This window comes from Protofrankia sp. Cj3, assembly GCF_917627355.1.
In the GTDB taxonomy this organism is placed as follows: domain Bacteria; phylum Actinomycetota; class Actinomycetes; order Frankiales; family Frankiaceae; genus Protofrankia.
In genome coordinates, this window is record NZ_CAKJTR010000045.1 from 10924 (window position 1) to 14755 (window position 3832).

Annotated in this window: 2 protein-coding genes; both read left to right on the forward strand. The window is 66.9% G+C overall.

What is annotated here, in order from left to right; translation table 11 throughout:
* Nucleotides 1–238: 238 nt before the first annotated feature.
* On the forward strand, nt 239–2755 hold the full coding sequence (locus MJ783_RS08635; RefSeq protein ID WP_239309840.1) for an ATP-binding cassette domain-containing protein: 2517 nt from the start codon (nt 239–241) through the stop codon (nt 2753–2755).
* A gap of 71 nt (nt 2756–2826) precedes the next feature.
* Nucleotides 2827–3789 (forward strand): ParA family protein, encoded by a 963-nt coding sequence (locus MJ783_RS08640; RefSeq protein ID WP_370651568.1) that lies wholly within the window; start codon nt 2827–2829, stop codon nt 3787–3789.
* The last annotated feature ends 43 nt before the right edge of the window (nt 3790–3832 follow it).

The window sequence follows — 3832 nt, forward strand, 5'->3', positions numbered from 1 at the left end:
GTGTCCGTGCCGACTCGAGTGTCCGTGCCGACTCGAACGTCCGTGCCGCCAGCCGGTGCCGGCCGCGGCGGTTACCGGCCTGTTTCATCGAAAAGACACAATTCCGTGGGGTCGCGGCGGTTAAGATCTCTTTCAGCTGACCACAGGCCACGCGAGCACGCCTCTCTCAGGTGCGCGGAGGCACACCAACGGTGGCCGGAGGCCGACAACCTCCGGCCACGGGGGGAGAGAAACGCAGGTGGACTGGACCGGGACCGCGCTACAGGTCAACACTCCGGCCGGCCAGGTGGTCCTGACCGGCGATGGACCATACGTGGTGGGGCGGGCCCGCCAGGCCGACGTCGTCATCGTCGATGGCCGGGTGTCGCGGCGTCACCTCGTCCTGGAGGCAGGGGCGGAAGGCTGGCAGGTACGCGACATCAGTGCCAACGGCCTCTGGCAGGACGGCCGGCGGGTGGGCAACCTCAGCGTGAGCGCGGCACAGGTGCGGATCCGTCTCGGCGCCGTGGACGGGCCGGAGGTCGTTCTCATCCCGCGGCCGCGGCAGCCCGTCCCAGCGGGGCCGGTCGAGCTACCAGCCGACCCGCCCACCGCGCTCGCGGGAAGCGACGACGATCCGGGTCCGCCCACGTCTGAGCAGCCGTTCATCGGTGACGAGCGCAAGGTTCACCAGCTGCGCCCAGGGCAGGTGACCATGGGCCGTTCCCGCGACAACGATCTGGTTGTGGACGACTTACTGGCCTCTCGGCACCATGCCCAGCTTCGCGTCGACACCCACGGGTCCGGTGGTACCACCCATACCGGTCGAGGCCGTGCGCGACGCGGTGACGTCGAGGTAGTCGACCTGGGCTCAGCCAACGGCACGTTTGTCAACGGCCGGAGGGTGACGCACGCGCCCGTGGCGCAACGTGATGTCGTCGCCATCGGCCATCATCTGTTCCAGCTTGACGGTGACACGTTGGTCGAGTACGTCGATAGCGGCGACGTTACGTTCGAAGTGCAGGGCCTGTCGGTATGGGCTGGTGCCAAGCAGCTCATGAGCGACGTCACCTTCCGGCTGCCGGCCCGGTCGCTGCTGGGTGTGGTCGGTCCGAGCGGCGCGGGCAAGTCGACGTTGCTCAACGCGCTCACCGGATTTCGTCCGGCCGACGCCGGCACGGTCCGCTACGCGGGCCGGGATCTCTATGCCGAGTACGACGAGCTGCGCCGCCGGATCGGTTACGTCCCGCAGGCCGACCCCCTGCACAACCAGCTGACCGTTCGCCAGGCCCTGGAGTACGGTGCGGAGCTGCGCTTTCCAGCTGACACCACAGCGGATGAGCGGCGTGCCCGGGTCAGCGAGGTCGTCGTTCAGCTGGGGCTGCGTGACCATGCGGACACACCGGTCGGCCGGCTGTCCGGCGGCCAGCGCAAGCGGACCAGCGTCGCGCTCGAGCTGCTCACACGTCCGACACTGCTGTTCCTGGACGAGCCGACCTCCGGGCTGGATCCGGCCAACGACCAGTCGGTCATGGAGGCGCTGCACTCCCTCGCCCGGGGTAGCGACGGTGCCGCCAGCGCTCCCAGCGAAGGCCGCACAGTGATTGTTGTGACTCATAGTGTGCTATTTCTTGATCTATGTGACTATCTGTTGGTGCTCGCGCCCGGCGGCCACGTGGCTTACTTCGGCCCGAGTGCCGGTGCGTTGCGGTTCTTCGACAAGAAGGACTTCAAGGAGTTCGTCGCTGTCTTCCGGGAGCTGGAGGCCACCGCGGGTGAGGTGCTCGCGGCCCGTTTCCGCGCGTCGGAGTACTACGTCCCGTCCGCTGTGGTCGCGCCGGTGGTTCGGCGGACCGCGGCGACGCTGCCCAGCGTCCGCCAGCAGCCGGTGCGGGCACAGCTGTCCACCCTCACCCGCCGCTACCTGCGGGTGGTGCTCGCGGACCGTTCCTATCTTCGGCTGATCATCGCTTTTCCGTTCCTGCTGGGGATCATTCCGCGGGTGATCCCGGCCCGGGACGGTCTCGCCGCGCTGCCGGTGCCGAACCCGGACGCGACCAAGGTGCTCGTCGTGCTGGTGCTGTGCGCATGCTTCATGGGGATGGCGAACTCGGTTCGTGAGCTCGTCAAGGAACGGCCGATCTACCGGCGGGAGCGCACGATCGGCCTGTCACGTACCGCTTACCTGGGTTCCAAGGTGGTCGTCCTGGCCGCGATCACGACCTGTCAGTGCGCGATCTTCACATTGATCGGATTACTGGGCCGGATGCCGACCGCTTCCGTGCTGCTCGGTTCCCCGCTCGCGGAGTGTCTCGTCGCGGTGCTCGTGGCGGCGCTGTCCTCGATGATGATCGGCCTGCTTGTCTCGACGCTGGTCGACAGCGCTGACAAGACCATGCCCGTGCTGGTCCTTATCACCATGGCTCAGCTCGTGCTCTGCGGCGGGCTCGTGTCGGCGGTGGGACGTCCGGTACTTGGGCAGGTCAGCTGGATCGCGCCGGCGCGCTGGGGTTTTGCCGCGCTCGCCTCGACCGTCGACCTCAACAAGGTGGCCCAGCTGGGCAGGGTGAGCCCCGAGGCGGCCAACCCGGCCAGGAGGCTGCCGCTGGGTGATCCACCGGACCCGCTGTGGAACCACAACGCCGTGACCTGGCTCACCGACGTCAGCGTTGGCACCGTGGTGGGTGTCCTCGCCCTGACCGTGACCGCCTATATGATCCGCCGGATCGAGCCCAAGGTCGGACGACGGAAGCAGACAGCGGATCCGTCATCCTGATGACGCGGATCCGCTGTCCTCAGCGCTTGTGTTATCAGCGTTGACCGGTCAGGGAAAACGAGGGCATGGACGTGGCGTACATCGTCTCGACGATCAACCTGAAGGGTGGCGTCGGCAAGACGACGATCACGGCTGCCCTTGCGGAGGTCATGGCGGCGGAGCACGGCAAGCGGGTACTGCTTGTTGATCTTGATCCGCAGACAAACCTGACGATCTATATGATCGGCGAGGCACAGTGGAAGGATCTCAACGACTCGGACCGGACGCTGGCCACCCTCTTCCGCGACGCGGTGGAGCCGGGGCCGGCCGGAAGCCGGTTCGACATCGACGCTGCCCTGCAGCGGGACGTGTCCCCGGTGCGGACCGTCACCCAGGTCGATCTGCTGGCGTCCTCGCTCGACCTCATCGACCTGCAGGACCGTCTGCTCGTCCCGTCCAGGGATCTCGTCCACAACCCCGTGGAGCTGCTGGCGCGGCAGCTCGAGAAGATAGCCGGTGGCTACGACTACATTCTCGTGGACTGCCCGCCGAATCTGAGCGTGCTCACCCTGAACGGGCTGAGGATCTCGCACGGCTACATCATCCCGGCTGTCCCCGACTTCATGTCGACCTACGGAATACCACAGGTCCGGGCCAGGATCACGAAATTCGCCGCCGGTGTGGGCGTCGACATCCCGACGATCGGCCTTGTCATCAGCAAGTACCGGTCCGAGGTGACCCTGCACCAGCAGATGGCGGACTACCTCCAGCGAAGCGGGCAGGGCGCTGGGCTCCACGTGTTCGAGTCCAGGATCCCGGAGTCCGGTGACATAGCGGCCGCGGCCGAGTTCAATGACTGGGGCACGCTACGGCAGCGGTACGGCTACAAGGGGCAGTACGACGCGCTGGCCGCCCTCACCGTGGAGTTCATGAGCGTCGTCGAGGGTGTGGCGGCACGGGATCGGGCCGCAGGCCCAGGCGCCGGGATCATGGACCACACGGACGCGGTAACCGATCGTGTTGCCGGATCACACCGGTGGGACCCGACAACATGATCATGCTAATGATTCTGGGCCAGGATGCGTCCAGATCAGGATG